Annotated in this window: 25 protein-coding genes and 5 pseudogenes; 17 read left to right on the plus strand and 13 right to left on the minus strand. The window is 29.1% G+C overall.

Annotation, left to right across the window (positions count from 1 at the left end):
• Positions 1-61: 61 nt before the first annotated feature.
• From AJ932_RS07925 to tupB, 6 genes are all read right to left on the minus strand, one after another.
• Positions 62-511, minus strand: a complete 450-nt coding sequence (locus AJ932_RS07925) for a Dps family protein (protein WP_070243204.1) — start codon at positions 509-511, stop codon at positions 62-64.
• 127 nt (positions 512-638) lie between these two features.
• Complete coding sequence (locus AJ932_RS07930) at positions 639-1,859, minus strand: glucose-6-phosphate isomerase (RefSeq protein ID WP_070278707.1); 1,221 nt, start codon at positions 1,857-1,859, stop codon at positions 639-641.
• The gene (gene galU, locus AJ932_RS07935) at positions 1,853-2,677 is read right to left on the minus strand and encodes a UTP--glucose-1-phosphate uridylyltransferase GalU (protein ID WP_002871129.1); all 825 of its coding nucleotides are present in this window, start codon (positions 2,675-2,677) and stop codon (positions 1,853-1,855) included. The genes AJ932_RS07930 and galU overlap by 7 nt, the downstream gene beginning before the upstream one ends.
• An 81-nt stretch (positions 2,678-2,758) precedes the next feature.
• The gene (gene acs / locus AJ932_RS07940; RefSeq protein ID WP_070278708.1) at positions 2,759-4,732 is read right to left on the minus strand and encodes an acetate--CoA ligase; all 1,974 of its coding nucleotides are present in this window, start codon (positions 4,730-4,732) and stop codon (positions 2,759-2,761) included.
• Between the two features lie 137 nt (positions 4,733-4,869).
• Positions 4,870-5,865 (minus strand): tungstate ABC transporter ATP-binding protein TupC, encoded by a 996-nt coding sequence (tupC, locus tag AJ932_RS07945; protein ID WP_044778913.1) that lies wholly within the window; start codon positions 5,863-5,865, stop codon positions 4,870-4,872.
• Between the two features lies 1 nt (position 5,866).
• Positions 5,867-6,553, minus strand: coding sequence for a tungstate ABC transporter permease TupB (gene tupB / locus AJ932_RS07950; protein ID WP_002871132.1), 687 nt, complete (start codon positions 6,551-6,553; stop codon positions 5,867-5,869).
• A gap of 78 nt (positions 6,554-6,631) precedes the next feature.
• Here tupB and tupA point away from each other — a divergent pair, with 78 nt between their 5' ends.
• The 4 genes and pseudogenes from tupA to AJ932_RS10370 all read left to right on the plus strand — a co-directional run.
• Positions 6,632-7,441, plus strand: a complete 810-nt coding sequence (gene tupA, locus AJ932_RS07955; protein WP_002862184.1) for a tungstate ABC transporter substrate-binding protein TupA — start codon at positions 6,632-6,634, stop codon at positions 7,439-7,441.
• Positions 7,442-7,580: 139 nt separating this feature from the next.
• A pseudogene (locus AJ932_RS07960) lies at positions 7,581-8,144 on the plus strand (5-oxoprolinase subunit PxpA).
• 9 nt (positions 8,145-8,153) lie between these two features.
• Positions 8,154-8,873, plus strand: a pseudogene (locus AJ932_RS10565) (5-oxoprolinase subunit B family protein); the annotation flags it as partial.
• Positions 8,859-9,681, plus strand: a pseudogene (locus AJ932_RS10370) (biotin-dependent carboxyltransferase family protein); the annotation flags it as partial. The pseudogenes AJ932_RS10565 and AJ932_RS10370, both read left to right, overlap by 15 nt.
• Here AJ932_RS10370 and AJ932_RS07975 read toward each other — a convergent pair.
• Together AJ932_RS07975 and AJ932_RS07980 are read right to left on the minus strand one after the other, a co-directional pair.
• Complete coding sequence (locus AJ932_RS07975) at positions 9,667-10,563, minus strand: DMT family transporter (RefSeq protein WP_070278709.1); 897 nt, start codon at positions 10,561-10,563, stop codon at positions 9,667-9,669. The pseudogene AJ932_RS10370 and the gene AJ932_RS07975 overlap by 15 nt on opposite strands.
• Positions 10,564-10,595: 32 nt before the next feature.
• Positions 10,596-11,174: an NAD(P)H-dependent oxidoreductase gene (locus AJ932_RS07980; protein ID WP_002867872.1), complete on the minus strand. Its 579-nt coding sequence runs from the start codon at positions 11,172-11,174 to the stop codon at positions 10,596-10,598.
• A gap of 99 nt (positions 11,175-11,273) precedes the next feature.
• Between AJ932_RS07980 and rrpA the strand changes: the two are divergent.
• A pseudogene (gene rrpA, locus AJ932_RS07985) lies at positions 11,274-11,620 on the plus strand (MarR family transcription factor RrpA).
• Positions 11,608-12,057, plus strand: a complete 450-nt coding sequence (locus AJ932_RS07990) for a lipocalin family protein (RefSeq protein WP_070278710.1) — start codon at positions 11,608-11,610, stop codon at positions 12,055-12,057. The pseudogene rrpA and the gene AJ932_RS07990 overlap by 13 nt, the downstream one beginning before the upstream one ends.
• 1 nt (position 12,058) lies before the next feature.
• Here AJ932_RS07990 and AJ932_RS07995 read toward each other — a convergent pair whose 3' ends face one another.
• Positions 12,059-13,135, minus strand: a complete 1,077-nt coding sequence (locus AJ932_RS07995) for an NAD(P)-dependent alcohol dehydrogenase (RefSeq protein ID WP_053872489.1) — start codon at positions 13,133-13,135, stop codon at positions 12,059-12,061.
• A 442-nt stretch (positions 13,136-13,577) separates the two neighbouring features.
• On the opposite strand from AJ932_RS07995, the gene AJ932_RS08000 reads away from it, so the two are divergent.
• The 10 genes and pseudogenes from AJ932_RS08000 to AJ932_RS08030 all read left to right on the plus strand — a co-directional run bounded on the left by AJ932_RS08000 (position 13,578) and on the right by AJ932_RS08030 (position 22,394).
• Positions 13,578-14,456, plus strand: coding sequence for an aminoglycoside 6-adenylyltransferase (locus tag AJ932_RS08000; RefSeq protein ID WP_070274150.1), 879 nt, complete (start codon positions 13,578-13,580; stop codon positions 14,454-14,456).
• A gap of 61 nt (positions 14,457-14,517) precedes the next feature.
• Complete coding sequence (hsdR, locus tag AJ932_RS08005) at positions 14,518-16,821, plus strand: EcoAI/FtnUII family type I restriction enzme subunit R (protein ID WP_070278711.1); 2,304 nt, start codon at positions 14,518-14,520, stop codon at positions 16,819-16,821.
• A 36-nt stretch (positions 16,822-16,857) separates the two neighbouring features.
• Positions 16,858-18,276 (plus strand): hypothetical protein, encoded by a 1,419-nt coding sequence (locus tag AJ932_RS08010; protein WP_070233902.1) that lies wholly within the window; start codon positions 16,858-16,860, stop codon positions 18,274-18,276.
• Between the two features lie 2 nt (positions 18,277-18,278).
• On the plus strand, positions 18,279-18,632 hold the full coding sequence (locus tag AJ932_RS08015) for a restriction endonuclease subunit S (protein WP_214283696.1): 354 nt from the start codon (positions 18,279-18,281) through the stop codon (positions 18,630-18,632).
• Complete coding sequence (locus tag AJ932_RS10570; protein ID WP_173403810.1) at positions 18,611-18,814, plus strand: hypothetical protein; 204 nt, start codon at positions 18,611-18,613, stop codon at positions 18,812-18,814. Before AJ932_RS08015 ends, AJ932_RS10570 begins: the two co-directional genes overlap by 22 nt.
• A 9-nt stretch (positions 18,815-18,823) precedes the next feature.
• Positions 18,824-19,150: a restriction endonuclease subunit S gene (locus tag AJ932_RS11040; RefSeq protein ID WP_002862198.1), complete on the plus strand. Its 327-nt coding sequence runs from the start codon at positions 18,824-18,826 to the stop codon at positions 19,148-19,150.
• Between the two features lie 88 nt (positions 19,151-19,238).
• The gene (locus tag AJ932_RS11045) at positions 19,239-19,379 is read left to right on the plus strand and encodes a hypothetical protein (protein WP_374220174.1); all 141 of its coding nucleotides are present in this window, start codon (positions 19,239-19,241) and stop codon (positions 19,377-19,379) included.
• Positions 19,380-19,469: 90 nt separating this feature from the next.
• Complete coding sequence (locus AJ932_RS11050; RefSeq protein WP_096738697.1) at positions 19,470-19,721, plus strand: restriction endonuclease subunit S; 252 nt, start codon at positions 19,470-19,472, stop codon at positions 19,719-19,721.
• Between the two features lie 120 nt (positions 19,722-19,841).
• Positions 19,842-20,912 (plus strand): Fic family protein, encoded by a 1,071-nt coding sequence (locus tag AJ932_RS08025; RefSeq protein ID WP_070278713.1) that lies wholly within the window; start codon positions 19,842-19,844, stop codon positions 20,910-20,912.
• Positions 20,912-22,394: pseudogene (locus AJ932_RS08030) on the plus strand (N-6 DNA methylase). Before AJ932_RS08025 ends, AJ932_RS08030 begins: the two are co-directional and overlap by 1 nt.
• A gap of 76 nt (positions 22,395-22,470) precedes the next feature.
• On the opposite strand, the gene AJ932_RS08035 reads toward AJ932_RS08030, so the two are convergent.
• From AJ932_RS08035 to AJ932_RS08050, 4 genes are all read right to left on the minus strand, one after another.
• The gene (locus AJ932_RS08035) at positions 22,471-23,226 is read right to left on the minus strand and encodes a carboxymuconolactone decarboxylase family protein (protein ID WP_070278715.1); all 756 of its coding nucleotides are present in this window, start codon (positions 23,224-23,226) and stop codon (positions 22,471-22,473) included.
• 106 nt (positions 23,227-23,332) lie between these two features.
• Entirely contained in the window at positions 23,333-23,752 is a 420-nt protein-coding gene (locus tag AJ932_RS08040) for a cupin domain-containing protein (RefSeq protein WP_070247970.1), read from the minus strand.
• 58 nt (positions 23,753-23,810) lie between these two features.
• Complete coding sequence (locus tag AJ932_RS08045; RefSeq protein WP_070233908.1) at positions 23,811-24,788, minus strand: aldo/keto reductase; 978 nt, start codon at positions 24,786-24,788, stop codon at positions 23,811-23,813.
• 126 nt (positions 24,789-24,914) lie between these two features.
• Entirely contained in the window at positions 24,915-25,340 is a 426-nt protein-coding gene (locus tag AJ932_RS08050) for a MerR family transcriptional regulator (RefSeq protein WP_070210380.1), read from the minus strand.
• 223 nt (positions 25,341-25,563) lie between these two features.
• Between AJ932_RS08050 and AJ932_RS08055 the strand changes: the two genes are divergently transcribed.
• Positions 25,564-26,673 (plus strand): cache domain-containing protein (locus tag AJ932_RS08055; protein WP_261660108.1); only part of this gene is annotated, 1,110 nt, incomplete at its 3' end.

Genomic DNA, 26,673 nt, shown 5'->3' on the forward strand with positions numbered 1-26,673 from the left:
ATCCTTTAAAAAAAGGATATTATAACCTAGTTAGTATAATTGGGGCATAAAGCCCCTTAAATTACATTTTGCAAGCACCTTGTAAAGTAGCGCCTATCATCCAAAGACTTTTTTCATATTTTGCGATATTTTCTTGCGCAAAAGCAACTGTTGTGGTATCACTTTCTTTTTCTGCTGCTTCATTGAGTTTTTTAAATTCTGCTAAAAGATATTCATAATCTTGTTTGATCAGTTCTATGACTTCAAGCGGAGTAAAGCAATCTTTTGCAACTTTTGGACTTTTTGCATTTTCCATTAAAACTTTTTGGCAAATGATAGCTTTTTCGCCAAGTTGTAAAACTCTTTCAGCACAACTATCAAAAAGTTCTGCCATTTCTTCATAAGCTTTTTCTGTGTACTCGTGTATAGAAAAAAATTGCAAACCTTTTACATTCCAGTGATAATTATGAAATTTAACCCATAGATGATGAGCATCTGCTTGCATTTGTAATAATTGTTTTGTAACTGACATGATTGACTCCTTTTTTTGATTTTTAAAATTATAGTATAAAATTCTTAAATAATAATTATTATTAATTAAAAATTTTTATTATAATTTTAACTTAAAATTATTATACTCTTTTTTTAATGAATTTTGATTAAGAAATTAATATATTTTTTAAGATCAACTTTCCAACTTCCACACCAGGTTGATCATAAGTGTTAATCCCTAGCATAACACCGCAAGTTGAAGTAAAAAGTTCATAATAATACATCAAATATCCCGCATGCCAAGCGTCAAGTTTTTCAAGTTCTATCACATCAACACTCAAATTTTCGGCGATTAAAGCATGCATAGTTGCATCACATTGGGCGTTTAAAAGTTCGTGAAGATTGACTTTATTACTTAAAGAATCTAAAAATTTAAAATGAATATCAGGGATAATAGGTGCTTTTTGAGCGTCTTTGATTTTTAAAAAAGTTACAGTTTTATTTTTAGGTCCATCCATGATGAGTTGTAAAAAACTATGCTGATCTCTTGCTCCAATGAGTGCAACAGGAGTTAAACCTATGCGTTTATAGCCTTGCTTTTTACCTAAACTTTCAGCAATAAGCTGGATATACCATTCGTTAAAGCCTTTAAAAGCATCACTATATGAAAAAAGCACATTGATATTGGCATTTTTGTGTGTGCAATAATGATAAGCCTTTTGTAAAATTTCATCTTTTTTGCGAGTAAAAAAATCTTCAAAACAAGCTTTAGCTCCTTCTAAAAGAGCTTTGGCATTATAGCCACAAAAACAAAGTGGAACTATACCCACGGCTGAAAGTATGCTAAAACGACCTCCTACATTTGCAGGGATAAAAAAGCATTTAATACCTAAATTTTCACCTTCTTGATGAAGTTTTGAATCCTTATCGGTAATAAAAACAAAGTATTTTTTTAATTCTTGCATATCAAGTTTAAAATGTTCAATAAGAAGTTTAAAAAGCGATACAACTTCTATAGTGCTACCTGTTTTACTGATGATTAAAAACAAACTTTCTTCAAGCTTGATTTTTTCTAAAGTCTTATTAAAAGAATGTGAACTTGTGTTATCGAGTATAAAAAGTTCTCTTTGATTACTTTTTTCATTAAAAAGCATATCACGCAAGGCTTTTACACCGCAACTTGAACCACCCATTCCCACTAAAACAATATTTTTTATGTGTTCTTTGTCTTTGATAAAAGCCAAACTCTCATCAATCAGGCTTAAGCTCGTGTCAATAAGATGATAATACCCTATATCTCCACTTTTTACCTCATCATTAATACGATTTGCATAAGAGCTTATAGTGTGAATTTCACTTTGTTTAAAAAAAAGTGTATTGTTTAACATTTACTTTTCTCGTAAAAATAATTTGTAGCCTCTACAAAGCCTTCTACACTTCCACAATCAAAGCGTTTCCCTTGAAATTTATAAGCTAAAACCATACCATTGGTTGCTTGAGTTAAAAGTGCGTCGGTAAGTTGAATTTCTCCATTTTTTCCTGCTTTAGTATTTTCTAAAATTCCAAAAATATCAGGAGTTAAAATATATCTTCCTATGATAGCAAGATTACTTGGAGCTTCATCAGGACTTGGTTTTTCTATCATAGAATTAACCATGATAAGATTTTCTTCTACAAAATTTCCAGAAATTACTCCATAGTTTGAAACTTGCTCTTTTGGTACTTCCATCACAGCTATGATGGTGCAGCGATATTTTTCATAAATTTTTACCATTTGAGCCATAACATTTAAGCCTTCTTCATTGACACACAAATCATCAGCCAAAATTACACCAAAAGCTTCATCGCCAACCAAAGGTTTACCTTTTAAAACCGCATCACCTAAGCCTTTCATTTGATTTTGTCTTGTAAAAGTAAAGGTGCAACGATTGATCAAAGAGCGAATTTCATCAAGTAAGTATTCTTTTTTTGTACCTGAAATTTGATGCTCAAGTTCATAAGAAATATCAAAATAATCCTCTAAAGCTCTTTTTCCACGTCCTGTTACAAATCCCATATTTTCCATTCCTGCTTCCAAAGCTTCATCAACCCCATAATGGATCAAAGGTTTGGTTAAGATAGGTAACATCTCTTTAGGTAAAGTTTTTGTTGCAGGTAAAAATCTCGTCCCATAACCTGCCGCAGGGAAAATACAAGTTTGAAGCATAAAAATTTCCTTTTATTTTTTTTATCATTATAGCTTATTTTTATGAATTTTTATGCAACAAGGCAAAGTTCTTTTTGCTTGTTATTCAAACTCTGCCTTAGCTAATTTAACAATGGTTTCTACTACTCCAGAATCTTCGAGCGTTGAAATATCTTGTTTGATTTCTTCACCTCTTGCTATAGTTCTTAAAATTCTTCTCATTATTTTACCACTTCTAGTTTTTGGTAAACCTGGAGTATAAAGAATTTTTTCTATTTTAGCTATAGGTCCTATCTCTACTCTTAAAATGTCATTAAGTTCTTTTAAAGTTTCTATAGCTCCGCCAAGATCACAACTGGATGCAGGACTTAAAACCACAAAAGCAAACAATGACTCGCCCTTAATCGCATCCAAAATACTCACTACAGCTGATTCTGCTACACTTGGATGTTTAGCAATAGCGCTTTCAATTTCAGCTGTTCCTATACGATGTCCTGCAACATTAACCACATCATCTGTTCTTCCTGTGATGGTAATATAACCATTTTTATCGTAAAAAGCACCATCGCCACTAAAATATACAGCTTTTCCATCTTTTTTAGCTTGAGAAAAATAACTTTCTATATAATGTTCATCATTACCCCAAATTCCACGAATCATCGAAGGCCAGGGTTTAGTTATACAAAGCAATCCATCTTCACCCTCATCTTTTTTATTGCCTTCTTCATCAATAACTTCTGCAAAAATTCCTGGTAAAGGCAAGGTGGCACAACCTGGTTTTAAAGGAGTAGCGCCTGGTAAAGGCGTGATCATATGTCCACCTGTTTCTGTTTGCCACCAAGTATCGACTATAGGACTTTTAGTTCCCCCTATTTCATCATAAAACCACTTCCAAGCACTAGGATTTATAGGCTCTCCAACCGTTCCAAGCACTTCAAGCGTACTTAAATCATATTTTCTTGGCTCATCAGGCGCATCAGCATGAAGCATTCTTATGGCAGTTGGCGAAGTGTAGAATTTGCTTATTTGATACTCTTCTATCATTCTCCACCAACGCCCAGAATTTGGATAAGTAGGAGTCCCTTCATGCATTATAGTCGTTGCTCCACATGCTAAAGGCCCATAAACTACATAAGTATGTCCTGTAATCCAACCCACATCAGCACTACACCAATAATTATCATAATCTTTAATATCAAAAACCCATTCCATAGTCATTTGTGCCCAAAGTATATATCCTGCACTTGCATGCATAACTCCTTTTGGCTTGCCCGTTGATCCTGAAGTGTAAAGCAAAAACAACAAATCCTCGCTATCCATGATTTCGGGTTCACACTTATAAGATTCATTTTTCACAAGTTCGTTATAAACATAGTCCCTTCCTTTAATATATTCTATAGGCTCATTATTGCGTATAACTATAAGTACTTTTTCTACACTTTCACACCCTTCACTTAAAGCCTTATCTACTGCAGGTTTTAACATATAAGGTTTGCCACGACGAAAAGCACCATCAGCCGTTACTACAAGTTTAGCTCCTGCATCTATAATTCTATCTCTTAAGGCTTCAGGAGAAAACCCTCCAAATACCACACTATGAATAGCCCCAATCCTTGCACAAGCTAACATTACTATAGCTGTTTCTGCAATCATAGGCATATAAATTACAACCCTATCGCCTTTTTTTACTCCGAATTTTTTAAGCAAATTGGCTGCCTTGCAAGTTTCATGCAATAATCTTCTATAAGTATAAACTTCATAATCCCCCATTTCACCTTCAAAAATCAAAGCAGCTTTATTGCGTCTTGTTTTCATATGACGATCAAGACATTGATAGCTTACATTTAAAGTTCCACCTTCAAACCATTTATAAAATGGAGCTTTATCCTCATTTAGCACTCTTGAAAAAGGCGAAAACCACTCGATCTTCTCAAGTGCTTGTCTTTTCCAAAAACCTTCAAAATCTTCCTTGGCTTCATCGCATAAATCATAGTATTCACATAAATTTTTTATACGAGCATTACGAGAAAATTCTTTACTTGGCTTAAAAAGCTCTTGATTATTTTGATTAAGCATAAAAACTCCTTTATGATTATTTTTAAACATTATATAAGAGTTTATTTGTATTAAATACAAATTTAAAAAATAATTAAGATAAATTTTATAAAAAATGAGAATATTTGTAATATTTTATTTAAATTTTATAATGTATGTTAATTTAAGAAACATATTGCATCTTCATAAAAATAAAGACTGAGTTCTTTGTATAATTTTAAATCGAATTTTAAAAATTCTTGTTTTTCTAAAGCAAATTCTAAAATTTTATCCATACAACTTACCCTTATAAAAACATCACTTTTCCTACTTCTAAGTGCTATAATATAACATTTTTCTAAAATAAACTCATAATTATTTTTTGGGATATTTTTAGAATTAAAAAAAGAAATTTTATAAGGATCAATCGCAATTTTACTTGGAGGTTTTTTAAAATCTTTATATTTTTTACAATTACTAAAATCTATAAAATTACAAAATTTTACACCTTGATTTTCTAGCTCAAAAACATTAGTATTTTCAAATTCTAAAATTTCTCCACTGTGTAAATAAAGTTTTTTTTGAGCCAAAGAATCTAAAAAATGTTTATCATGGCTTGCGATTAAAAAACCTGTATTGAAATTTTCGTGCATTTTAAGAATAGCTTTTTTAAATAAAAGCGTAGTATTTTTATCCAAAAAAGCACTCGGTTCATCAAGTAAATAATACTTCGCTCTTACGCTTAAAGCTATAGCAAAAGCTATTTTTTGACTTTGTCCTGATGAAAGTTCATTAGGATATTTACTTAAAAGACTTTCATCTAAATTTAAAAACATCAAACTTTCTTTTATACGTTCTTCGATATCTTCTTTAATCCCATAAGTTTTTAAAGTAAATAAAAAATTTGCCCTTACGCTACGATTTAACAAAATAGGCTCTGGAAAAAGCAAATAAATTTCACGCTTTTGTTTATTATTAAGTTTAAAATTTCCAAAATAAGAAATATTTTTTGAAAAATCTCCTTCTAAAAATTTTAATATTCTTAAAAATGTAGATTTTCCACTTCCATTCGTTCCCATTAAGATGCTAATTTTACTTGTATCAAGTTTTAAATTTTTAATTTTTAAAACTTCTTTGTTTTGATAGTTGAAAAAAAGATTAGAAATTTCTATCATTTTATGTTCTTTTAAGTTTGTGTGTAATGAAATTTAAACAAAAGGCAATGAGAATTAAAACCAAAGCCAAAGCTATACCACTAGCAAATTCGCCTTTGTTGGTTTCAAGAGAAATAGCCGTGGTTATGGTTCTAGTGTCGTATTTAATATTTCCACCCACTATCATCGCTACTCCTACTTCTGCTACAATGCGTCCATAAGCTAGTGCAACGACGCTAATCAAAGCAAAGCGTAATTCATAAATCATCATTAAAACAAGTTTTAAAGGACTTAAGTGAAAAGATTTTATAAGTAAAAAATGTTTTTTATTCATATTTTCTATCAAATTTGAAAAAAGTGCGATCACTATAGGAAGTGCTAAAATAAACTGCCCTAAAATTAAAGCCTTTATAGTAAAAAGTAGTCCAAATTCTCCCAAAGGTCCTCGACTTGAAATCAGTGCATAAAGTATAAGTCCTACCGCAACTGTTGGAAAAGAAAGGCTAGTATCTATGATAAGTTTTATAAAGCGTTTAAATTTAAAATCAAAAAAGCCTAAGATAAATCCCAAAGGAAAACCTATGAGCAAAGCTAAAACTATAGAAATACTTGAGCTTAAAAGTGTAGTTTTTATAGCTGAAATTACACTTTCATCAGCATTAAAAAGTAAAAATAAAGCTTGTTTAAAACCATCAAAAATATAATCCAAAAATATCCTTTTTAAAATAAGTAATTTTAGCATAATTATGCTAAAATATTTTTTTATGTAAATTTATAAGGAGAAAAAATGAAAAAAATCATTTCTTTAGCCCTTGCTTTAGCTTTAAGTGCAAGTGCAGCAGAACTTAAAATGGCAACCACAACAAGCACTGACAATACAGGACTTTTAGATGCTCTAAAGCCTCTTTATGAACAAGAAAGCGGCAATACCTTAAAATGGGTTGCAGTAGGAACAGGTGCGGCTTTAAAAATGGGTGAAGATTGCAATGCTGATGTACTTTTTGTACACTCTCCAAAAGCAGAAAAAGAATTTATAAAAAAAGGTTTTGGCGTGGATAGAACCCCTGTGATGTATAATGATTTTATCATCATTGCGGATAAATCAATAGCTTCTAAATTTAAAGGCAAAAATTTAAAAGAAAGTTTAGAACTTATCAAAAATGAAAAACTCACTTTCATCTCAAGAGGCGATAAATCGGGTACTGATAATAAAGAAAAAAGTCTTTGGAAAGATCTTGGTGGTGTGCCTGAAAAAGAAAACTGGTATCAACAAAGTGGACAAGGTATGCTAGCAAGCATTAAAATCGCTGAAGAAAAAAAAGGTGTGATTTTAACTGATCGTGGCACTTATATCAAATATGAAGCCAGTGAAAAAGGAAATCCAAGTTTAGTCATTGTAAATGAAGGTAATGATAGCCTTAAAAATTTTTATTCTGTTATAGCAACAAATCCTAAACATTGCAAAAATGTTAATTATACTGAAGCTAAAAAATTTATCAATTGGCTTACAAGTGACGATACTTTAAGTTTTATTAGCGGATTTAAACTGCTCTATAAACCTTTATTCGTAGTTGATGCAAAAACAAGGAAAGATTAAAATTAAGCAGGTTTTAGCCTGCTTAAAATATTATTTTTACTTATTGTAACTTTTTTATTTATTTTTCAAAACTTTCAGCTTATTTAAAATTCTTCTTTAGATACAATAAAATCAATAATTAAATATACAAGGTCAAATAATGTTCAAAGTAGATTTAAATAGTGATTTAGAGGAAAGTTTTGACACCTATAAAATGGGAATGGATGAAAAAAATTTTAAAAATTTGTAAGCTCAGCAAATGTCGCCTGTGGCTTTCATGCGGGTGATCCTTGTGTAATGGATAAGACCTTAAATTTAGCCAAGCAAAATGGTGTTTGCATAGGAGCACACCCATCTTATCCTGATCTTTTGGGTTTTGGAAGACGCAATATGCAAATAAGCTTTGAAGAAGTCAAAAACCATGCCTTGTATCAACTAGGAGCTTTGGCTTTACTAAGACAAAAGGTATGAAAATACAGCATTTTAAAGCTTATGGCACACTTTATAATATAGCAGCTATTGATAAAAATTTAGCGATAAACGCGTTGTAAAAATGATAAAAGAAGGCAAAGTTACAAGCATAAATGGCAAAGAAATTGATTTAAAAGCGGATAGTATTTGCGTTCATAGGGATAATGTAAAAGCTTTAGAATTTGTTAAAAAAATCAAAGAAAATTTAGAAAAAGAACAAATTCAAATTTGTGCTTTGGAAAATTTTATATAGGTTTTAACAATGTTTAGTGTGCATTTTAGTGGAAGCAAGGCTTTGCTTTTGCTTTTTATTAAACAAGAAATTTCACCTCAAATCAATGCTTATGTTTTAAGCACGAAACAAAGGATACAAAAAGCCCTAAAAGAAGGTGAAATTTTATGGTATTGATGAGTTGATAAGTACTTATGCAAGCTTGCTTATATACTTTAATCCTTGTATACTTTCTTTAAATTCTTTGCTTGATTTTTTGAAAAAAATTAAAAAGGATATTAAACTTACGGAGCAAAACTCAAGTCTTTGTATAGAAGTTCCACTTTGTTATGATGAAGAATTTGGACTGGATTTAGAATTTCAATCAAATTTAAAAAGAAGAACTTATATCTCTTCACACTAAGCCTTACTATCTTGTTTTTATGCTAGGTTTGGCAGGTTTTCCTTATCTTGGAGGTTTGGACAAAAAACTTTTTACCCCACGCCTTTCAAGCCCTAGAGCAAAAATAGAAGCTGGAAGTGTAGGTATAGCCAATAAACAAACAGGAGTTTATCTTATTTCAAGTCCAGGGGATTGGTAAATCATTGCTAGAACATCTTTGGAATTTTTTGATAAAGAAGATGAAAAAATTCCACTCTTTTAAAAGCGGGTATGTTTTTAAAATTTAAAGCCATTTCAAAAGATGAATTTTTTGAGTTCCAAGAGCAAGTTGCTAAAAAATCTATCAAAAGGAAATTTATGAGTATAAAATCATTGAAGCATTTATAAATTCGAGTTTGCAAGACTTTGGTAGAAAAAAATTTGCTAAATTTGGCATAGCAAGAAGTGGGGCTATGGATGAAGATGCCTTAAGAATGACAAATATCTTACTTGGAAACAAACAAGATGAAGCAGGAATTGAGCTTTATTTAAAGGGTGGAAAATATAAATTTTTAGATGAGAATTATTTTGTTTTAAGTGGGGCTGAATTTGAGGCAAAGCTTAATAATCAAAAAATAAAAACTTGCAAGGTATATAAAGCAAATAAAGGCGATATTTTAGAACTTGGTTTAGCAAAAATAGGTTTTCGTGGGTATTTATGCGTAGCAGGTAGCTTTGAAGTAAAAAGTTTTTTAAACTCTAAATCCAGCGATGCTAAAATGAGAGTTGGAATTTTTAAAGGAAGAGCTTTGCAAAAAGATGATATTTTAAATACTCATAATACTTTTATACCTTTTAATTTAGAAGCTAGAGAATGTGAAAATCCTATTTTTAAAAGCTCAAAAGATCCTATTATACGCGTTATTTTAGGAACAAATAAAGATGTTTTTACTCAAAAAGGCATAGATGCTTTTTTAAATACTAGTTATAAAGTGTGATAGAATGGTGATTTATACAGAATCTAGCAAAAGTATAGAGCATAAAAACTCAACAGATATTATTTCAGATCCTGCAGTTTTTGGAAGCATACAGGTACCAAAAAGTGGTATTCCTATCATTTTAATGGCAGTAGGACAAAGCACAGGAGACTATACAAAAATAGCCACGGTTATAGAAAATGATCTAAGCTTTTTTGCCATAAATATTGATAAAATATATAGCACCTATAGCCAAGGCACAACCTAACAAGGTAAGTGCATTTGGCACCTCATCTAGTATAAAATAGCTGCAAATTAAAGCACTAGCAGGAGTGATTAAAACAAAAGAATTTGCCTTAACACTCCCTAAAATGTGAATCCCATAATAATAAATACTAGTACCTATAATAGTTGATAAAAAAGCAACGACAAACATACTGATCCAAAATTTAAATTCAAAATGAAAAATTTCATAACTTTTTACATCAAACAATACCCAAGAAAACATTAAAACAGAAATGAGATTAATATAAAAGTTAATCGCCAAAGGGTGAGCTCCTTTGGCTTTATGATTAAACACTGCTATCAAAGCCCAAATAAAAGAACAAGTTAAAAATAAAATATTAAATTTACCAAATAAATCTTCTAAACTCCCTAAATTTAACAAACAAAATCCAGATAATAAACCTAAAAATAATCCTAAAATTTCACTCTTTGTGATCTTGTGAGTTGATTTTTTATCTTTTTGAAATAATATCGCTATCATAAATATAAAATAAGAAAAAATAGGAATCATAGTTGTAACCAAAACACCGCCTTTTCCAGCTAAACCATGCTTAATGGCAATAAAAAATACAAAAGTATAAAACCCATTTAAAATTCCTGCTATCAGCACCCATTTTAAAATAGATTTTTCAAGCCTTAAAGGAATTCTTAAAAAGCCTAATACCATCAAAGAGCCTAGCAAAACAAAGAAAAAACGCCAAAAAGTAATCACAGAAGTATCAGCATAAGCTGATAAAATCTTAGAAGTAGGCCAAGATGAGCCCCATAAAAACATAGCTAAAACAAGCAAGATATACAAATACTTTGTTCGAGTCAATGTTACACCTTGAAATTTTTAAGTCAAATTTTTTAAAAAATTTTTTTCAAGTGTAGTTCATACTCGTTTAGATATTTTTCCACTTGAGGATTTTTTACCACATCATTACACATAAAAGTTGGTAAAGCTTTCATACCTATAAATTCATGAGCCTTATGCAAATGCCAATACACCATATCTACACCCTTTCCTTCAAAAAATTCATTTTTATCATTAAAGGCTTCAAGAGGTGCATTCCAAGTGAGAGAAAACATGTATTTTTTACCATGATCTAAACCACCTTTTCCGTAGTTTTTACTAGGATTTTCATGAGTTCTTCCATCATTTTTAAAAAGCACTCCAGCACCCAAACCAAACACTTCATCGATATATTTTTTAACTATCCAAGGCTCGCCCATCCACCAAGCTGGCATTTGATAGATCACAGCATCAGCTTTTATAAATTTTTGTATCTCTTCTTTAGGATCATATCCTTGATCTATGTGAGTTTGATCTACTTCGTATCCTAATGTTTTTAAAATTTCTAAAGCATGATTATGCAATGTTAAATTAAGCTGTCCTTTTGAACTTCCAAATTCTTTAGCACCATTAAGCAAGAGTATATTTTTCATTTTTATCCTTTTTTAAATTTTATGATACAATTATAACTTAGCATAATATCATTTTCAATACAGAAAATAAAGTAAGATACTATACTAAAGGAATGTTAAATGACTAAAGAGAATTCTCAGTGCAATTTCGAAGAATGTGGATTTAACTATACTCTAGCATTAATTAATGGAAAATATAAAATGAGTATTTTATACTGCTTATTTCGCTATGAAATCGTGCGTTATAATGAACTCAAACGCTTTTTAAGCTCCATATCTTTTAAAACTTTAACCAATACCTTAAGAGAACTAGAAAATGATGGTTTAATTATCAGAAAAGAATACGCTCAAATTCCACCCAAGGTAGAATATAGCTTATCCAAACGCGGACAAAGTTTAATTCCCATTTTACAAGCTATGTGCAAATGGGGCGAGAAAGACAAAAAGGAAAAAAATGCTTGAATTAATTGGCGAACTTTCTTTACAAAATTATATGGGAGAATGGCTTGAAATGGCTAGAAAACCCGCCTTTTTTCAAAAATCTTGCCTAAATTCAAAGGCAAAATACGAGCTTAAATATAAAAATGGTGTTCCTTATGTAGAGATTGAGAATTTTTGCAGTAAAGAAAATGAAATTTCAAGCATAAAAGGTAAGGCAAAAATCGTTTCAAATAGACAATTAGCAGTGAGATTTAATATCTTTATGAACCTTTTTAATAGAGTAAATTATGAAATCATTTTTATTGATAGCGAGTATAAAGTTGCCATTGTGGGTAGTCCTGATAAAAAATATCTTTGGATTTTAGCAAGAAATATAATAGATGAAAAAAGCACAAAAGAGCTTTTAGACATCGCTAAGCAAAGAGGATTTGACATTAGCGATGTAGTTTTTGATAAGTATTAAATTATTCTTTTGTCATATCAATAACATAGCGAAATTTAGCCTTTCCTGAGGTTAGATTTTCATAAGCTTTATCGATTTCTTGTGGGGTAATAAGCTCGGTTTCTGGATAAATTCCATGTTTTAAAGAAAAATCAAGCATTTCTTGAGTTTCAGCAATACCGCCAATTAACGAACCATAAACCTTTTTGCCTGCCTTATGTACAAGCTCGTTTATGCCTATATTTACCTTATCTTCCACAGGAGGTAAGCCAACTATAGCCATTTCGCCACCAAATTTAAGTAAATCCAAATAAACAGCAGGATTATAAGGCGTTGGAATGGTTGAGATGATTAAATCAAAGCGTTCTTTTACGGCGTTTTTATCGCAGCTTGTGTAAAATGAGCTTACACCCATAGCCAAAGCATCGGCTTTTTTGTTTTCATTTCTAGCAAAAACGCTAACCTTTGCACCCATTTTAACAGCGTATTTTACAGCCATCATACCAAGTCCGCCAAAGCCTGCTATAGCAACGCTTGAGCCTTCTTTTATCTTAGAAAATTTTAAAGGCGAGTAAGTGGTAATACCCGCACAAAGCAAAGGTGCAACCTTATCCATCGGTGCACTTTTTGGCACACAAATGGCAAATTTTTCACTTACAACTATGTTGTTTGAGTAGCCCCCATAAGTGTTTTCATTGCCATGAAATACATCGCAACTATTGTAAGTAAAGATGGTTTTGCCATTTTCGCAAAACTGCTCTTGTGAGCGTTTGCAAGCATCGCACTCACCACATGAATTTACCATACAACCAACCCCTGCGTAATCTCCTACTTTAAATTTACTCACATTTTTACCCACAGCGATAACTTCTCCTGCTATCTCATGCCCAGGCACGCAAGGATAAGTAGCTTCTCCCCACTCGCTTCTTGCGGTGTGAATATCGCTATGACAAATGCCTGCATATAGGATTTTAATCAAAATATCATTATCACCAATAGCGTGGCGGCTAAATTCAAAGGGTGTAAATTTCGCATCCTTGCTAAGCATTGCATAACCTTTACTTGCAATGCGATTGTTTTCTAAAATTTTGTATTGCATTTTTGCTCCTTTTTTGATTTTTTATAATTATAAAACATTAGAGTAGCTATAAGTCAAGAGAGAAAATAATTTTTTAAAAATTAGAAAAATACTTGATGTGTTAAAATTTTTTTGATTTTTTAACGTATTTTTTTATAATGTTAAAAATCTTTAGAAATTTTAAAATATAAAAGAATTTATACAACCAAAGCTACTTCTAAATATAAAGAAATTGTGTGATAAAGGGGCGATTTAAATGAATGGAATATATAAAATAAAACAAATTTTTATAGCGAAGATTTCTTAGAGATTTTATTTTTTTATCCTTAAACAAGGATAGAATTTTTAATAAAGTATTAAAAATTTATAAAAATTTAATATTTTTAAAGTATATCAAAATGGATAAAAATCATTATTATATAAATATAAAACTTTTAAGATTTTTTTTAAAAGGAATTTTTAGATGCAAAGCAAAAAAAGAATTTTAGAAAAAATTAAAAATATTGCTTTTATTTATAAACAAATTCGTCTTATAACACTTGAAGGTTCAAGAGTAAATAAGAAAGCTAAAAAGGATAAATATCAAGATTATGATATTTCATTTTTTCTAAAATCTAAAAATTTGAGAAAATTATTAAACCTAAACAAAAGCAAAGATATCAAAAAAGCAAAATTACCTAAATTTATTAAAAATTTTGGAAAAATTTTATTTTATCAAGCGCCTGAAAGCTTTGAATTCTATAAAGCTGATTTGCCTAAAAATTGGGTGAGTTTTTTGGTGATTTTTAAAAATGGAGTGAGAATAGACTTTAAATTTATCCCCTTAAAATCATTGAAACATTATTATAAATTTGAACCTTTAAGCAAAGCGCTTATAGATAAAGATCAAAGATTTAAGAAAACTCAAAATGAGAATGTTTTTTGCATTAAGAAACCAACAGAAAAAGATTTTGATGAAATATGCAATGAGTTTTATTTTACTTTTACAAAATTAGAAAAAGCTCTTTTAAGAAAACAATTTATAATGTCAAATTATTTGTTAAATTCTATGCGTGAAACACTTTTTGATATGCTTAGTTTTAAAGTGGGGCTTAAATTTGGTTTTGAAATTTGGCTAGGTAAACAAAATACTGATATTCTAAACTTTTTAAAGCAAAAAGAAATAAAAATTATCTTAAATTCTTTTAATACTACTTCACTTGAACAAATTGAAAAAACAAGAAAAAAGCTTGAAAATTTATTTCACAAAAACACCAAATTTGTAGCAAAAAAGAATGACTTTAAGCTTTTTTCTTATCGAAAAAATGTAAAAAAATATTGCAAAATTTTAAGAAAATTGTAAAGTAACCGTTATTCAAATTAAAATATGTTATTATTGTTTTAAAATTAATTTAGGGTTAAAAATGAATTTTTCAGAGCAGGATACAAGGGTTAAAATTATAGATGAGAAATTAAAATTAGCTTTATGGAATGAAGAAAACATAAAAAGAAATTATTATTTTACAGATGGTAGGAAACTTTTAGGTGGTAAAAGAGCACAAAGAAAATTTGCAGATTATTTGCTTAGATATGAAGGAAACAACCTTACTATAATAGAAGCTAAAAAATTTAGCAAAGATCCTTTAGATGGTTTATCTCAAGGCATAGAATATGCAAAAATTTTAAATGTGCCTTTTGTATATAGTAGCAATGGAGAAAAAATTTATGAATACGATATAAGAAGTCATAGTGGTAAATATATAGATAAATTCCCAAGTCCTAAAGAACTTTTTGATAGGATTTATGGCAATGTCAAAGAATGGCAATACAGGCTTTTAACTCAAAATGTTATGTATATTCCGCAAAAAGAATTAAGGTATTATCAAAAAATAGCCATAGACAAAGTCATAGAAGCTATTATAAATAACAAAAATAGAATTTTACTCACTCTTGCTACAGGCACAGGAAAAACAACCATAGCTTTTAATTTGTGCTATCGTTTGTTAGAGGCAAGATGGAATAAAGAAAACAAAGATCAAAAGCCTAAAATACTATTTTTATGTGATAGAGTGAGCTTAAGAGATCAAGCCTTAGGAGAATTTAATCCTATAGAAAGTGATTGTAAGGCAATTAGTGCCGAAGAAATAAAGAAAAATGATGGAAAAATCATAACAAATGCAAATGTTTTCTTTGGAATTTATCAAAGCTTAGCCGCAAATTCAAAAGAACAAGAAAACACCCAAGAAGAACAAGAGAGCAAATTTTATCTTCAATACCCAAAAGATTTTTTTGATCTTATCATCATAGATGAGTGCCACAGAGGTGGAGCAAACGAAGAAGGAAGCTGGAGAGCTGTGCTTGAATATTTTTCCTATGCGACTCAGCTTGGTTTAACCGCTACTCCAAAAAAAGAAGAAAACATAGACACTTATGAGTATTTTGGTGAGAGTGTTTATGATTATAGTCTTAAAAGTGGTATTGAAGATGGATTTTTAACCCCTTATAAAGTCAAACTCATAAAAACAACTTTGAGTGATGGTTATACCTATAATCCTGATGATTTGATACAAGGTGAGCTTGAAAAAGGCTTTTATAAACAAAGTGAGTTTGAAAGAAATATCTTTTTACCAAACTATAATGACTTTATCGCTAAGAAAATTTTAGAGCTTATAAATCCCATGGATAAAACTATAATTTTTTGTGCAAATCAAGCTCATGCAAACGAGGTAAAAAGAGCTATAGATAAATATAAAAGCGTTAAAAGAGATGATTATTGTGTAAGAGTTACGAGTGATGAAGGTAAAATAGGGCTTGATTATCTAAAATTGTTTCAAGATAATGACAAAAGCTATCCTGTCATACTTACTAGCTCTAAAATGCTCACAACTGGAGTTGATGCAAAAAATGTACGAAATATAGTATTGCTAGCAAATATAGGTTCTATGGTGGAATTTAAGCAAATCATCGGGCGTGGCACTAGGGTTTATGAAGGCAAAGACTTTTTTACCATACTTGATTTTGTCGGTGCGACTAAGCTTTTTTATGATCCAAAATGGGATGGTGAAAAAATAGAAGAATTAAAAGAGCAAGATGAAAAAGAAAAAATCACTAAAGAGCATATAAAACAAACAAAAGAAGAAAGCAAAGAAAAAAAGAGCGCAACCATACACTTAAAAGGCACAAAACTTAAGGTTTTAGATATCACAACTACTTATGTAGGAGCACAAGGTAAGCCACTTAGCACTAAGGAGTTTTTGGAATTTTTGATAGGAAAGCTTGGTGAGTATTATGATGATGAAGCAAAATTGCGTGAAATTTGGAGTGATCAAAAAAATAGAGAAAGATTTTTAAAAGCCCTTGCAAATGATGGAGTAGATGAAGATGCTTTAAAAGATCTAAGAGAAATTTTTCAAAAAGATTGTGATATATACGATGTTTTAGCGCATTTAAGCTTTAATGCCGAGATAAAAACAAGGCAAGAGCGTGTTTTGCAAGTAGAAAATAGTGAGTTTTTGAAACGCTTTCAAAAAGAAAAAGCTATAAAATTCATAGAATTTTTACTAAATAGATATCAAGAATACGGCATAAAAGATTTTGATGATGGCTTAAAACCGCTTATAGAGCTTAGTTCTTTAGGCAATGTAAGAGAATTGGCCGATGAATTTGGTGGCTTAGAAATTCTAAAACAAAGTTTTGATGATTTACAAAGGGAGATTTATTTAAAATAATTATAATTAAATATTTCTAAAAACAAAGGAGATTTTATGGCAAAAAATGTAGTTGAATTGCATAATAAACAACTTGAGAAATATTCTGATTCATTAAATGAATTGGTTCAAAAATTAGGTATACCAATAGATGTATTTCAAAATTATAATGACAGAATAATAGTTATAGTTAATCTTGAAAATATTTTATCTCGCATTGAGAAACATAAATTACAACAAGCAAACTATATTTCAAAATTCATGGCTTCCATTTCTGTTGGTTTATTTGATGCTGCGTTAAACTATTTATGGAATGAAACTATACTAAATATCAGAAATAAAATAATACAATATGATATCTCTTATTTTTTAGAGCAATCTTCTTTAAATGAGAATAATAAACGACAAATTAAATCAGATGAAGATTTGAGTAAATTAACGGATTTTGATTTATTAAAAGGTGCCAAAGAAATTGATTTGTTGAGTGAGACTGGTTATAAAAAATTAAATTATATTAGAGAGATGCGAAATGAAATGAGTGCAGCACACCCAAATAACAATGCTTTGAATGCTTATGATATGCTATCGCATTTGCAAACTTGCATAGATGAAGTAATTTGTTCTAAAGAGTCAGAAATAGCAATAAAAGTGAAAAAATTTCTAGGAAATATTAAAAAAAACTCTTTATCTGAATTAGAGATTATAGAAATTGGAGCATTTATAGAAAATCAATCCGATAAAAAAATTAATGCTTTAGCATTAGGTTTATTTGGTATTTATACTGATGAAAATACTGCTAATTTTGTTATTGATAATATAGATGCTTTATATCCATATATATGGAACAATTTAAAAGATGAAATAAAGTATAAAATTGGTATTAAAATTGCGGAATATTCTGCAAATGGTGACAATAATAGAAGTGCTAAGGGAAAAGAGTTATTAAAAAATGTTGATGATGGAATGTCTTATTTATGTAAAGAACATAAAATTGTAGAACTAAAAAAAGAGTTGGAAAATCTTATCAATGCGCACAATGCATATGATAATTTTTATAAAGAGCCATATTATGCTAAAAAAATAGAGAATTTGGTTGGTAAAAAATTTGATATTCCAAAAAATATAGAATATGAGTATGTTTTAACTATAACTAATGTATTTTTGGGTAATGGATGTGGAATTTCATGGGAGGCTAATGAAATTTATTTGTTTCTTATGGAAAATTTTACAGAAAATCAAATTAAATTAGCTATACAATCAATTTTAGAAGATGAGATAAATAGAAAGTTAGAATTTAGTAAAATAGCAAGAGAACAATTTTTAAAAATGATTGGAATATTTAAGAAAAAATTAAAAAATTCTAATTTGATTAAAATATGTGAAGATATGGAAAAAAGTCAAAATTTATATGCTTTTTTCGGAAAAGATATTGATGAAGAGTCAAAAAAAAATATTTTAAATACTCGCTTTAGTTAATGATGAATTATTGGGAAGTTAAAAAGCTTGGTGATATTGCTGAAATTTCAAGCGGTGAAACACCATCAAGAAATAAAAAAGAATATTGGGAAAATGGAATTATACCTTGGGTAAAAATAAAAGACATTAAGGAAAATTTTATTTCTACCACTAAAGAATTTATTACAGAGAATGGCTTAAAAAATTCTTCAGCAAAATTATTTAAAAAAGGAACTTTGCTTTATTCTATTTTAGCTATTTGTGTTTTTATTATATTTGTTACTTTCATGATGAGTAAGTATTATTCACAACAAGCTATAGAAAGTTATAAAGAAATTATGATGGAAAATAATATATGTCAAAATTTACAAAAGTAAAATTAAAAAATTGTGCAACTTTTATAAATGGTATGGCTTTTAAGCCTATTGATTGGGATGTAAAAGGCTTACCTATTGTTAGAATTCAAAATCTTACAGGAACAAATAAAAATTTTAACTATTATTCTAAAGAATACAATCCTAAATTTGAAATTAATAATGGAGATTTGCTTATTTCTTGATCTGCAAGTTTGGGTATATTTATATGGAATAATGATAAAGCTATTTTAAATCAACATATCTCTAAAGTTGTATTTTACAAAATAGAAATTAATAAAAAATATTTTTATTTTTGCATCTTAGATGTTTTAGAAGAGATGAGTGAAAAAACCCATGGTTCTGTTATGAGACATATAACTAAAGGTGATTTTGATAATATTGAAATCCCATTACCATCACTTAAAAAGCAAGAAAGGATAGTGGGAATTTTAGATGAGTTAATACAAAGTGCTTTACAAAAAGCTTTTAATCCTTTAAAAGATAATACTAAGAAAAATTATCAACTCCCGCAGGGTTAGGAATGGAAAAGTCTGGGTGATATAGGGGAAATAATTACAGGAACAACGCCTAACAAAAATAATCCGAATTTTTATAGAAATGTATCCATTGTTTAAACCTAGTGATTTAAATGGAGATATGATAATAAAATATGCTAGCGATAATTTATCAAAATTGGGTTTTAACAATGCAAGAAATATACCAAAAGATACGATTTTAGTGGTTTGTATAGGCACTTATAGGGAATAGGATTAAGTGGAGTTAATGGAAGTTGTAATCAACAAATTAATGCTATTATCCAAATTCTAAATTTCTACCAAAATTTTTATTTTTTTATGCTTGAGTAATTATTTTCAAGAGATTCTTAAAAATAACGCATCTCAGGCAACTTTACCTATTATAAATAAAACAGAATTTTCTAAATTACAAATCCCCCTGCCTCCATTGAAAGAACAAAAGCAAATTGCTTCACATTTAGATGAGCTTTCTTTAAATATAAAAGATTTAAAGCAAAATTATCAAGCACAGATAAAAAATTTACAAGAGCTTAAAAAATCATTGCTAGATAGAGCTTTTAAAGGAAGATTATAAATGTTAAAAAATTTGCCAAATTTTAACACATTGGCTTGATATGTTAAAAATTTTTGATTTTTTTAACATATTTTTTTATAATGTTAAAATTTTTAGAAAAAATTAACATATTGGAAAATTATGAAAGAATTTATACCTCAAAAATTGCCTTTAAATATAGAATTAAATGCAAATATTTATAGTCTTATCATTAAAGCTTCTAGAAAATTAGCAGAGTTAAATGGACTTAGTAAAAGTATACCAAATCCAAGTATTTTAATCAATGCTTTGATTTTGCAAGAAGCAAAAGATTCGAGTGAGATAGAAAATATCATCACAACACATGATGAACTTTTTTTATCACGAGTTGATGAAAACAAACTCACAAGAGCAGCAAAAGAAGTGAAAGATTATGAAAGTGCTTTGAAAAAAGGATATGAGTTATTAAAAAAAGAGCAGTTATTAAGAAATGCACATATTTTAGAAATTCAAAAAAGATTAGAAAGAAATAATGCAGGTTTTAGAAAACAAAGTGGAACTATGCTTAAAAATCCTATTACAGGAGAAATCAAACACATACCACCCCAAAATCCTAATGATATACAAGAACTTATGGGAAATTTAGAACTATACATTAACGATGATAGTTTAGATGAATTTGATTTTTTAGTAAAGATGGCAATTATACATTATCAATTTGAAAGCATTCATCCTTTTTATGATGGCAATGGCAGAACGGGTAGGATTATAAATATACTTTATTTAGTATATAAAGGACTTTTGGATTTTCCTATTTTATATCTTAGTGCTTATATAGTAAAAAATAAAGATGAATATTATAAGCTTTTGCAAAAAGTGCGTGATGAAGGAGCTATTTTAGAATGGATAGAATACATACTTAAAGGCATAGAGCAAACCGCTGTAAAAACTATTGAAACTATTATTACGATAGAAAAAATGATGCTAAATGTAAGCGAAATTTTACAAAATAAAACGAATTTTTATAGTAAAGATTTTGTGGAGCTTTTGTTTTCTCATCCTTATACAAAGATAGAATTTTTAATAAAAACATTAAATATTTCTAGACAAAGTGCTTCAAAATATCTTAAAATTTGTGAAAATTTAGGGGTATTAGAGTGTATTAAAATGGGTAGAAATAATTATTATATTAATATAGAACTATTAAAACTTTTCAAAAAAGGAATTTTTTAATACAAAATAAAATAGATAAAATTACAGATATTTTAAGAAGAGATGATGGTATAAGCGGTGCTATGCACTATACAGAACAAATTAGCTGGATACTTTTTTTAAAATTTTTAGATGATTATGAGACAAATTTAAAAGATTTAGCGTTTTTAGATGGCAAAGATTATAAAAGCATTTTGCAAGAAAAATTTAGCTGGAGTATTTAGGCAGCGCCTAAAAAAGATGGCAAACTTGATGTAAAAAATGCTTTAAATGGATCAGATTTGCTTGAATTTGTAAATAAAGAGCTTTTTCCTTATCTTAAAAATTTTAAAAATAATGATGATTTTAAAAGTATAGAGTATAAAATCGGTGGAATTTTTGAGTTTATAGACAACCGCATAGCAAATGGACATACTTTAAGAAAAGTGATAAATATCATTGATGAGATTAGTTTTAATAAAGAAGATGAAGTATTTGCCTTAGGTGAAGTTTATGAAAAACTTCTAAAAGATATGGGTAGCGATGGTGGAAATAGTGGAGAATTTTACACCCCTCGTCCTTTGATAAAGGCTATGGTGGAAGTAATAGATCCTAAACCAAAAGAAAGAATTTATGATCCATCTTGTGGTAGTTGTGGATTTTTAGTTGAGAGTTTTTTACATATTTTATATAAAGACAGAACCAAAGGCAAAAAAGCAAATTTAAGCGTAGAAGAGCTTGAATTTTTAAAAAATGATGCTCTTTTTGGTAAAGAAAAAACTCCACTTAGCTACGCAATGGGCGTTATGAATATGATACTTCATGAAATTTCAAGTCCAAATATCATAAAAACAAACACTTTAAGTAAAAAAATCACAGATATAACAGAACAAGAAAAATACGAAGTAATACTTGCAAATCCACCTTTTGGAGGTAAAGAAAAAGAACAAATTCAAGAAAATTTTCCTATAAAATTAAACGCTACTGAACTTTTGTTTTTAAACACATTTTAAAATCTTTAAAAAACAACGGAAGATGTGCGATCATCGTGCCTGAAGGTGTGCTTTTTCAAAATTCAAATGCCTTTGTGAGTGTAAAAAAGATTTACTAGATGATTTTAATTTAGAATGCGTTTTGAGTTTGACAAGTGGGGTATTTTTGCCTTATAGTGCTGTTAAGACTAATGTGCTTTTTTTCTCTAAAGGTAAAAAATGTATTTGTGAAGGCGATGGAGTTTATTACTACGAGCTTATACCGCCTTATAAACTTACTAAAAACAAGCCTTTAGAATACGCACATTTTAAAGAATTTCTAAAATGCTACAAAGAAAGAAAAATCACTGCTAATTCTTGGCTTGTTAGCAAAAAAGAGCTTGAAGAAAGAAATTATGATTTAAGTGCTAAAAATCCAAATGTAAAAGAAGAAAAAATCCTAAGAACTAGTGAAGAGATTTTAAATTCTTTAGAAGAAAATCTAAAAACACAACAAGAATATCTAAATGAGCTTAAAAGCATACTAAAATGATTGCAAGTTTTTTGATAAAACTAATTTACAAATAACTTATAAGCTCAATTTACAATAAATATTTATTGCTTGCATTCTACTTTTTAATATCATCAAGCAAATTTAGAGCATTTAAAGCCCTTGGATAACCGATATAAGGAATAAGAGCTGCAATGATATTTAGCAACTCTTTTCTACTTTGCCCCATATTAAGATTGCCTTGTATATGGGCTTTTACTTGATTATCTAGACCGCCAAGTGAGATAAGATATACAAGGGTTAAAAGCTCTCTAGTTTTTAGATCAAGTCCCATGCGTGTATAGTAGTCTCCAAAACAATTCGCACTCAAAAAATCATTTATAAAAGCTTTATCTTCTGGTGTAGTTTCTATCATTTTAGTGATATTGGCTTCACTAAAAATAGCATTTTGTATTTCCCTGCCTTTTATTTTGCGATTTTCTTGCGTAGTAGTACCTTGTGGAGTTAAAACTAAGGCGATATTTAGTTTTTTAAACACTTTATTGCAAAGGCTTAAAAAATCACATACTCTAGCAAAACCCACATAAGGCGTAGCTTGATAAATCACTTCTTTAATGACAATAGGACTTATATCGTTCTTGATTACACCTTGAAGTAAAGCTTTAAACTCTATTTTTCCACCTACTGCTAAAGTAGAAGCAAGAGTGATTAAAAAATATTTTTGTGTATCCAAATTTGCTTTTATAAAGCTCTCATCAAAAGTAAAATTTATATGATTGATAAAATACTCTTTATCACTTGCAAAAAGTTGATCCTTTTTTGCTCCTCCTAAGAGTTTTTCAAAAATTTCTCTTGCTTTTTGTCTTAATTGCATGGTTTTATCCTTTGTGGTTTTTAAAATTTGTGAAAAAAGAGCATTTAAAATACTCCAAAAACATAAAAGTTTTTATAAAATTTTTGTGTTTTATTTACAAATTTCTTTACTCTCTTGCTTCTTTTAAGGCATTTTCATATTCTTCATCGCTTACAAGCTCAAGCCATTCTACATTTTTACCTTCTTTTTCGCCTGTAAGTGCTATGTGTGCTCCACTACTTGTATTAGTTGCACCATGAAAATGCTTTACTCCTATAGGACAGCTTATCACATCGCCTTTTTTAGCTATAAAGGCTTTTTGCCCTGGAACTTTTGTGATGATTTCGCCCTCTGTTACGATTAAGGTTTGTCCTTGAGGATGAGTATGCCATGCACTTCTAGCACTGGCTTCAAATTCAACCAAAGCCCCACTAAAATTTCTCCACTCATTTGATTTAAACATCATAGAAACTTTTACATTTTTGCTAAAAAATTTACTATCGCCTTTAAAACTTCCATGAATTCCTTTACTTTCAAGTTCTTGCATTTACACTCCTTTAACAAAACTACATAAAACCATTACAATAAGAAATAAACCAAACTTTTTATTTCCCAACTCTAAGAGCTGCTTCACCGGCATACCGATCCCCTTTGATTATTATTTTTTCTAAAATACTCTTTAAATGATTTAATTCTTCTTGAGTAAAATGAGTATTAACAGCATTAATATTTTCTTCTAACCTTCGTAAATTTGTTGTTCCAAAAATAGGCACAATAAATGTTTTTTGCACCAAAACCCAAGCAAGAGCAATTTGTGCTAAAGTAGCATTTTTAGCTTTTGCTATATCTTCTAATGCATAAACTAAATCCAAATTAGCTTTTAAATTCTCGCTTTTAAAACGTGGAACTTGTGATCTAAAGTCATTATTTTCAAAAGTAGAATTTGCATCAAATTTACCTGCTAAAAATCCTTTTCCCAAAGGAGAAAAAGGAACAAAACCTATATTTAATTCTTCCAAAACTTTTAAAAGTTCTTTTTCTGGTCCTCTCCACCATAAAGAATACTCACTTTGAACCGCACTAAGCGGAAATACTGTATGAGCTTTTTTAATGCTTTGCACTCCTGCTTCACTCATACCCCAAGCTTTAATTTTTCCTTCCTTATAAAACTGACCCATTAAATTAGCAACTTCTTCAACTGGAACATTTGTATCAACTCTGTGTTGATAATAAAGATCTATACAATCTGTTTGCAAACGCTTCAAACTACCTTCTAAACTTTCTCTGATTTTATTAAGCGTGCTATCAACAATTTGCTTAGCACCCTCAATTCTAACACCAAATTTTGTTGCTAATACCACTTCATTTCTAAAAGATTTTATTGCTTTACCTACTAATTCTTCATTAATAAAAGGACCATAAACTTCGGCTGTATCAAAAAAATCAATACCAAGATCCTTTGCCCTATGAATGAGTGTTATCATCTCTTTTTCATCTTTAGTTTCTCCATAACCAAAGCTCATTCCCATACAACCAAGTCCTAAGACACTTACTTCCAAATTTCTTAATTTTCTTCTTTGCATTTTTATCCTTTTTTTATTTTTTATTAAAAACTAATAGTTCTTAATTATTAAAACATTTTTCTATCATGTTAATCAAAAGTATAAAACCTAACATCTGGTGTAAGTCAAGAATAAAATTAAATATTTTTAAATTTTTACTCGTTTTTTCCGTTTAATATAATCTTTACTTAAAGGATTTAGCTCATCTTTATTTTCCATAACCATTTTTTCATAATAATCTATTTTAAAATCAAGTTTTTTTATAATACTCTCCAATTTTTTCATATCTTTTAGTGTTTTTTCTTTTAATTTTAAAATAATCTCTAATCTCTCTTTTGCAGTACTCTTTCCTTTAGCACATAAAAAAATATATCTTTTAAGATCCTCGATACTCATGCCAATTTGTCTATAACAATCCACCCAAATCACCCATTCTAAATCTTTTTCACTAAAATAACGCACTCCATTTTTATCTTTTTCCACAAAGGGAAATAAACCTTTATCTAGCCAAAACCTAAGTGTTCTACTAGAAACTCCTGTTTTTCTTTCTACCTCTATGATCGTATAAGCCATTCTAATCCTTTATAAGTATAAATTTCATACAATTCAATTTTTAACTAAATATTTTATTATTTTATATTAATGCTACTTTTTAGAAAAATACATATAATTTTCAATTAATATAATTAAATTTTTAAATTTTCAAGATAAAAGTCAAGAAATATTTTATATTTTTTGATAAAATAATACTAGATTTAATTTTAAATTTAAAAATAAATACAAATAAAGGAAAAAAATGAATAGTATAAAATTTAAGCTTTCTCTTATTGCAAATTTAATTGCAATTTTTGCCTTAATTATTCTAGGTATTGTAAGTTTTTATTTTACAAAAACCTCACTACATGAAAGTACTCTTAAAAATCAAACTGACCTGCTTAAAGTTACGCAATCTACTGTTGAAAATTTTAGGTCAACAAATATATCTTTTACTGAGAATTTAGAAAAAGATATAATAAATTTACCTTATCAATCTTTAAATACCGAAGAAAATATTATTAACAATGTTGGTCCAATATTGAAATATTATCGCCATAGTACAGACGCATTAAATACTTATTTAGGTTTAGCAAATGGAAAAGTTTTACTCAGCGAACAAGCTAATGATAACAAAAAAATAATGCCTAATTTATATGATAATTTGGATATAAAAGCAAAAGAATGGTATCAAGGAGCGTTAAAAACGAATAATGTTTTTATTACACCAACATATTTAGATACTGCAACAAAACAATATGTGATAACATATTCTAAAGCTATTTATAAAGATGGTAAATTTATTGGGGTGTTAGGTATAGATATGCCATCTGAAGATTTACAAAATTTAGTTGCAAAAACTCCTGGAAATACTTTTTTATTTGATGAAGAAAATAAAATATTTGCTGCAACCAATAAAGAATTATTAAATCCGTCTATTGATCATTCTCCTGTTTTAAATGCATATAAGGCTAATGGAGATTATAACTTTTTTACCTATGGATTAAAAGGACAAGAAAGACTTGGAACTTGTACTAAAGTCTTTGCTTATACAGCTTGTATTACCGAAAGCGCTGATATTATAAATAAACCTATTCATAAAGCTGCATTTATTCAAGCCATTGTTGTCATTATTGTAGTAGTATTTAGCGTCATCCTCCTTTATTTCATCGTATCAAAATACCTCTCTCCACTTGCAGCTATCCAAACAGGTTTAACTTCATTCTTTGACTTTATCAATCATAAAACAAAAAATGTTTCCACTATAGAAGTAAAAAGCAATGATGAATTTGGACAAATCTCAAGTGCTATCAACGAAAACATCCTTGCTACTAAAAAAGGTTTAGAACAAGACAATCAAGCTGTTAAAGAA

The sequence above is a fragment of the Campylobacter sp. BCW_6873 genome, assembly GCF_001762365.1.
In the GTDB taxonomy this organism is placed as follows: domain Bacteria; phylum Campylobacterota; class Campylobacteria; order Campylobacterales; family Campylobacteraceae; genus Campylobacter_D; species Campylobacter_D jejuni.